At 36.9% G+C, this 6,371-nt stretch carries 8 protein-coding genes and 2 pseudogenes; 6 read left to right on the forward strand and 4 right to left on the reverse strand.

Translation table 11 applies throughout. The features are described 5' to 3' along the window. Both FTV14_RS15550 and FTV14_RS15555 read left to right on the forward strand, forming a co-directional pair. A pseudogene (locus FTV14_RS15550) lies at window positions 1–344 on the forward strand (mobilization protein); the annotation flags it as partial. Continuing rightward, the gene (locus FTV14_RS15555; protein ID WP_004856450.1) at window positions 341–838 is read left to right on the forward strand and encodes a hypothetical protein; all 498 of its coding nucleotides are present in this window, start codon (window positions 341–343) and stop codon (window positions 836–838) included. The pseudogene FTV14_RS15550 and the gene FTV14_RS15555, both read left to right, overlap by 4 nt. A gap of 170 nt (window positions 839–1,008) precedes the next feature. Here the strand turns inward: FTV14_RS15555 and FTV14_RS15560 are convergent, their stop codons facing one another. The 3 genes from FTV14_RS15560 to FTV14_RS15570 form a co-directional block, all read right to left on the reverse strand. Then, entirely contained in the window at window positions 1,009–1,299 is a 291-nt protein-coding gene (locus FTV14_RS15560; protein WP_004787581.1) for an addiction module antidote protein, read from the reverse strand. Window positions 1,300–1,302: 3 nt separating this feature from the next. Next, the gene (locus FTV14_RS15565; RefSeq protein ID WP_004787583.1) at window positions 1,303–1,599 is read right to left on the reverse strand and encodes a type II toxin-antitoxin system RelE/ParE family toxin; all 297 of its coding nucleotides are present in this window, start codon (window positions 1,597–1,599) and stop codon (window positions 1,303–1,305) included. Window positions 1,600–1,922: 323 nt separating this feature from the next. After that, entirely contained in the window at window positions 1,923–2,564 is a 642-nt protein-coding gene (locus FTV14_RS15570) for a TetR/AcrR family transcriptional regulator C-terminal domain-containing protein (RefSeq protein WP_004787586.1), read from the reverse strand. 65 nt (window positions 2,565–2,629) lie between these two features. Here FTV14_RS15570 and tet(39) point away from each other — a divergent pair, with 65 nt between their 5' ends. The 3 genes from tet(39) to FTV14_RS15585 all read left to right on the forward strand — a co-directional run bounded on the left by tet(39) (window position 2,630) and on the right by FTV14_RS15585 (window position 5,783). Continuing rightward, window positions 2,630–3,817, forward strand: a complete 1,188-nt coding sequence (gene tet(39) / locus FTV14_RS15575; RefSeq protein WP_174738199.1) for a tetracycline efflux MFS transporter Tet(39) — start codon at window positions 2,630–2,632, stop codon at window positions 3,815–3,817. A gap of 749 nt (window positions 3,818–4,566) precedes the next feature. Then, entirely contained in the window at window positions 4,567–5,490 is a 924-nt protein-coding gene (gene repM / locus FTV14_RS15580; RefSeq protein WP_004856439.1) for a replication initiation protein RepM, read from the forward strand. Beyond that, the gene (locus tag FTV14_RS15585; protein WP_004856442.1) at window positions 5,487–5,783 is read left to right on the forward strand and encodes a hypothetical protein; all 297 of its coding nucleotides are present in this window, start codon (window positions 5,487–5,489) and stop codon (window positions 5,781–5,783) included. Before repM ends, FTV14_RS15585 begins: the two co-directional genes overlap by 4 nt. On the opposite strand, the gene FTV14_RS15590 is transcribed toward FTV14_RS15585, so the two are convergent. Beyond that, complete coding sequence (locus tag FTV14_RS15590; protein WP_004856445.1) at window positions 5,780–6,064, reverse strand: hypothetical protein; 285 nt, start codon at window positions 6,062–6,064, stop codon at window positions 5,780–5,782. The two genes, FTV14_RS15585 and FTV14_RS15590, sit on opposite strands and share 4 nt — an antisense overlap. Before the next feature lie 208 nt (window positions 6,065–6,272). On the opposite strand from FTV14_RS15590, the pseudogene FTV14_RS15595 reads away from it, so the two are divergent. Beyond that, a pseudogene (locus tag FTV14_RS15595) lies at window positions 6,273–6,371 on the forward strand (mobilization protein); the annotation flags it as partial.

Genomic DNA, 6,371 nt, shown 5'->3' on the forward strand with positions numbered 1-6,371 from the left:
ATCAGAATAACGGACTACAAGCCACCATCCATGAAGGCACTAAAGTCACCCAATTACGCAGACAAGGCATAGACACTGAAATCAGCCGTTTTAATGACAATGTGAAACAGCAGAACGCCCAACAGCTTGACCAACAGAAACAGCAGAAAGAGAGCGTTTTACAGCGTGGTTTAAACCGTGTCGATCAAGGTTTTGATCAATGGCAGAAGAACCAAGAAACCAAACGTCTAGAACTGGAACGCCAAGCGGAAATGAAACGACAGCAAGAATTAGATAAACAACGAGCCGAGCAAGCACTCCGCAAGGCATATCAAAAACTAAGTAGAGGCGGAATGTCATTATGAGTAATCAAAATGATTTAGATGACCAGTTATATATTTTATTGGCATCCATGAAGGAATATCGAGAAGCCATAGCAGACGATAAGAAGCGATTAGAGCAGTTTTACAACCAAGTCGCTAGTGGAGTGCTAGACAAGGCTGAAAAATCGCTAGAAAACACAAATAAGAAGCATACAGGTGCATTAAACAACAGTATTCAGGCATTAAACGAAGCTACAAACAGGCTCAACTTAAAACTTATCTTTATTTTTGCCAGCACGTTTGTTGCTGTGATGATGGTGTTCATTTTGGCTATCTTTTTATACATACCAAGCAAAGACGAAATTGATGAACGTAGAGCAGATATGGCTGTACTAAAAAAATATCCGCTACAAATTCGAGAAAGTGATGGTGAAACATTGGTGAGAATAATGAGGAAAAATTGCTACTCGTTTGAACCGAGTAGTGTCAAAGAAAAAACGTATGACTGGTGTCAGATCGACCCTAAAAAATACTAGTTGATCGGTACTTTGCTTGGTTTTTCTCATTACAAATCAAATTACAGCAAGCGCAAAGTTGCCCGACTTTGAAACATGGCTTTAGCCATCTTTCAAAGCATCGAGCTGAAATTTCGCATAAGAGATTTTATGTTAAATAAGATGGAACTTAGACAAAATTTTATTAATAGTTATGCATTCTGCACAGTTAGTTTTAGACCTAAAGCATTTACTACACGATTAATCGTATCAAAACGAGGTGCTGAATCTTGACGGAGTGCTTTGTAAAGTGCTTCACGTCCAATTCCTGCTTCTTTAGCGATTTGAGTCATACCACGAGCTTTAGCAATTACACCAAGTGCATGAGCTAGTTCAGCAGGGTCATTCTCTTCAAGAACCATATTAAGATACATTACAATATCTTCTTCACTCTTAAGTGCTTCTGCCATGTCAAAGCTAGGTAGATCAGCTATTTTAACCATTTTTCAATCCTCTAAAGATTTTGATAAATCAACAGCTCGTTCTATATCCTTTTGCTGTGTAGATTTATCACCACCTCCAAGCATCACAATGATTACATCACCATGTTTGATGTAATACATGCGCCAACCTGGTCCGAAGAACTCTCGCATTTCCCAAACACCTTCTTGAAGATGCTTTACATCGCCCCAATTACCACGCTGAACCTTATCTAATCTTCGATTCAGTTTAAGACGGGTCATACTGTCTTTAATGCTATCTAGCCATTCATCAAATTCAGGGAGACGTTTAATCTCGGTCATGAAAGTTCCTCTTTATTGTATTCGATCGAATACACAACATTATAATGAATATATTTTATGAGTAAATGAAATAATAAGAATATATTTTATCAATTGATTATTTAATAACCTATGTTCTTGGCAAAAGGTATCAAACCTGCTCATAAAAAAGCCGACTTGTTTCTAAGTCGGCTTTTTACTGTTTTTGAAGTCAGTCAAAATTTTATAACTATATGAAAAACAATAATATTTTAAATTGCGTTTCGTATAAGCTCTATTATGTTAAATAATTAAGGATAAAAGCTTTATTACTAAATAGAACAGTTGCTTAAAGCAGTATAGAGTTAAGTTTGCATTTTAATATCAAGTTGTCTTTCAGCACCGATAATCACCATACGAATCCCATTTTCAAAAATGTCATCCGCATTCATATTTTGTAAGGTATTCACTCCTTGGAGCATGAGTGGATATATAGTTGGATCGGCTTCGAATGGTGGGTCTGATCTTATTTCTTCTTGCTGCTCCTCAAGGACCCACCCAACAATAAACCTTCCTAATGTCATAAGTAATGCAACTGCTTCAACAGGAGAAAACCCAGCATGAGATAACAGCGCAACTTGGGCCTCAATCGTGTTGAAATGTCCTTGACTGGGGCTAGTTCTTGCATGTAGACGAGCACCATCACGGTAAGCTAGTAGTGCTCGACGAAAGCTTACAGAATTAGCGAGCAACCAATCTTGCCATGTCATCCCATCGATGGGTAAAGAAACTAAATGGTGTTCATTTATAATGGTTTCCGCCATTGCTTCCATTAACAAGGATTTATTCTTGAAATGCCAATATAGAGTTGGAGATTTAATACCCAATCGTTGAGCTAGCTTGCGTGTGGTTATTGAATCTATGCCTTCTTCATTCAACATATCCAATGCGGTACGCAGGACTATTTCACGTGTCAGACGTTGAGGTGCAATATCTTTTTTACTCATAAATCTATCACTGATAGGGAGTGTGTGAGAGAATATTAATTCTATCATTGCTAGAGAAGGCATTTGTGAAGAAATCATTGAGCGTGATTTTAATCACTATATTTCTGGATGCTGTTGGGATTGGTTTAATTATGCCGATCTTGCCTGAATTATTACGGTCATTGGCTGGAGCTGAAGCAGGCGGTGTTCACTATGGTGCTTTATTAGCTGTGTATGCTCTGATGCAGTTCATTTTTGCACCTATCCTTGGAGCGTTGAGTGACCGATTTGGACGTCGACCTGTATTAATTATTTCAATTGCTGGTGCAACGGCTGATTATCTCCTAATGGCTGCTGCTCCTTCTCTATTGTGGCTATATATTGGTCGTATTTTTGCGGGAATTACAGGTGCCAACATGGCTGTTGCAACAGCTTATGTTTCAGATATTACTCCAGCCCATGAGCGTGCAAAAAGGTTTGGTCTCCTTGGAGCTGTCTTTGGTATTGGGTTTATAGCGGGTCCGGTAATAGGTGGAGTTTTGGGTGAATGGAACTTACATGCACCGTTCTTTGCTGCTGCTTTTATGAATGGGATTAATTTAATAATGACAGCAGTCTTATTAAAAGAATCAAAACACAGCAATAAAATGACTGAGAAGGTTCAGGAGCAATCAATATTAAAGAAATTATCCTATTTGATCACTCAACCTAATATGGCTCCATTGCTTGGTATCTTTTTAATTATCACATTGGTTTCACAAGTCCCCGCAACTTTATGGGTTATCTATGGGCAGGATCGTTATGGCTGGAGTATATTTATTGCAGGTGTTTCCCTTGCTAGTTATGGAATATGCCATTCTATTGCACAGGCTTTTGCTATCGCCCCTATGGTAAAGAGGTTTGGAGAGAAAAATACGTTGTTATGTGGAATAGCTTGCGATGCAATTGGTTTACTTCTTTTATCTATTGCTGTTGAAGAATGGGTGCCTTTTGCGTTGTTACCATTGTTTGCCCTTGGTGGAGTAGCCGTTCCTGCTTTGCAAGCAATGATGTCCAGAGGTATTAGTGATGAAAGACAAGGTGAATTACAAGGGCTATTAAGCAGTTTTAATAGTCTGGTGGCTATAATTGGTCCTGTATTAGTTACTAGCCTCTATTTTATGACTCAGGCATCAGCTCCTGGAATGGTATGGGCATTAGCTGCAATACTTTATGTAATCACCCTACCCTTATTGCTTAAGTATCGCCTGAATAAATATTCTGGAGTTCCATAAAATATTTAATTTATTGGTTTAAAAACTAATGGATTCTATAGTTTATCTAAAATTAACATAATACACCTTATCCGAAATGCTTAGATATTTTCATTATCTTTCAATGTTATAGTCAATACTTAATAGCCCGAAACGTCATGCTCGGGCTTTTTTTATGATTCTTCACGTTCCACGACTAATATTTCATCAATGTTTCACAACTTTGATTAGCTCCAGTAAATAATTAAAACCTAGATAATAAGAACCGAGCGAGTGTCTACGAGCGATTGAGCATCATCAAAATTTCGACCTCGCTTTTTCTCTGATTACAAGCTCCCTTTCGATTTTAAACGGTAGTTACAGAGCATCCCGAATGGGTGCGAACTTTGGAGCTTTTGCTTTTCAAAAAGTATGAGCGAAGCGAATACATTACCAATGCTTTTGCTTTTAGATTTCATAAACAGGATTAACCAAAAACTGCCCCATGAAGCGAGGAACGAGCTTCAATAGAGTACGAGCTTTAGCGAGTACATAGGGCAGTTTTAAGCACTCCCCTCTTTTTAATATTTTTTAATTTTTTAATTTTTAGCCTCTACAATTAATTGATATATAAGAATAAAAATAGCAATAAGTACACCTTTATCTTGCAATAAGTACACCTTTATCTTGCAATAAGTACACCTTTATCTTGCAATAAGTACACCTTTATCTTGCAAAGTGACACTCAATAAAATAGAGTGTACTTATATATTTAAAAAACATGTGTGCTTATGAAAAAGGAACTAGTCGTTAAAGATAATGCACTAATAAATGCCAGTTATAATTTAGACCTATCAGAACAACGTTTAATACTGTTAGCCATACTTGAAGCTAGGCAATCAAATACACCCAATGATAAAGATTTGACGATTCATGCTGAAAGCTATATCAACCATTTCAATGTTCATAGAAATACAGCCTATAAAGTTCTTAAAGATGCTTGCAAAAGCCTATTTGATCGTAGATTTAGCTATCAAAAGCTGACTCAAAAGGGCAACATTGAGAATGTAATAAGTCGATGGGTACAACGAATATCTTATGTAGAAAATGAAGCTCTTGTTCGTATTAAGTTTTCTGATGATGTTGTACCGTTGATTACAAATTTAGAAAAACACTTCACCAGTTATGAACTAGAGCAAGTCAGCAGTTTAACTAGTGTTTACGCTATACGCTTGTATGAGTTGCTTATCGCATGGCGTAGTACAGGCAAAGTGACTATGGTAGAGCTAGAAGAGCTAAGATTAAAATTAGGCATAGAACCCAACGAATACAAGAGAATGGGGCAATTTAAAGAAAAAGTTTTACACCTTGCCATTGATCAAATTAATGAGTACACAGATATAAAAGCAGAGTATGAACAACACAAACGTGGTCGTTCAATTATTGGTTTTTCATTTAAGTTTAAGCAAAAATCACAGCCGAAAAAATTAGATTCTAAGCGTGACCCAAACACACCTGACTTTTTTGTCAAAATGACCGATGCACAACGCCATTTATTTGCCAATAAAATGTCAGAAATGCCTGAAATGGGGAAATATTCACAAGGTACAGAAAGCTACCAACAATTTGCTATCCGTATAGCAGATATGCTTTTAGAGCCTGAAAAATTCAGAGAGCTTTATCCAATATTAGAAAAATCAGGATTTCAGCCATGATTAAATTAAACAACCTATCAACTGATCTAAAACATGTGACCGTTGAATACCTCGACATCGTAAATTATGAAATTGCGAGGGAAAATATATGCGGTTATATCTTCCTATTATCTCGAATATCCAAAAATGCAGAACCCACCAAAAAAATGCAGATGGAAAGCAAAATACAGGACTTAATTTACTATCGAGATAATTTGCAGATAGAGGACAAAGACAATATTCAAAAGGTTTTAAATACGCTCATTCCCGAGTATCAAGCCGAACAGAACAACCAAACAGCTAAGAAAAATTAGGCTTCAATATCGGGCAAATCAAAAAGCTGTCTATCTCTATTTTCTGTTAAATATTCGTTGAGTTCAGCGAGTATTTTTTCTTTATTGGCTTCATTAGATTGCATCTTTTTAATTAAGTAAGAACCGAGCAAAATTTTACGTCTTGTATCGTCCTTTCTTTCTTGTTCCTTTTGCTTGGTTTTTTCTCTTGCATCAATAGCCTGTTTTTGAGCTTTTAACTGTTTCAACTTTTCTAATTGGGCTTCAATTTTCTTTTCGATATTTTCAGCAGATTTTGTCATAACGGTTAATTTCGGGATATAGAAAACCACTCAAGCATAAAACCCTATGAATTGAAATTCAAGCGGGCTATATGCTATCGTGTTTTTCATGAAATGCGCACTTACGACTTGAACAAAGTTCAAGTCAAAGTTGCGCAAGGGGACACCCCTTAACCCCAAAAAACTGCTACGCAATTTTTTAAAAGCAAAAGCACCCCAAGGCGACTGCATGGCAATTTATCATTGTTCCACTAAAACGGTGAACCGAAGTTCGGGGCGAACTGCGGTTGCATCATCTGCATATCGTGCAGGGGAAAAACTAGAAGAT

This window comes from Acinetobacter sp. YH12236 (assembly GCF_013417645.1).
Classification (GTDB): Bacteria; Pseudomonadota; Gammaproteobacteria; order Pseudomonadales; family Moraxellaceae; genus Acinetobacter.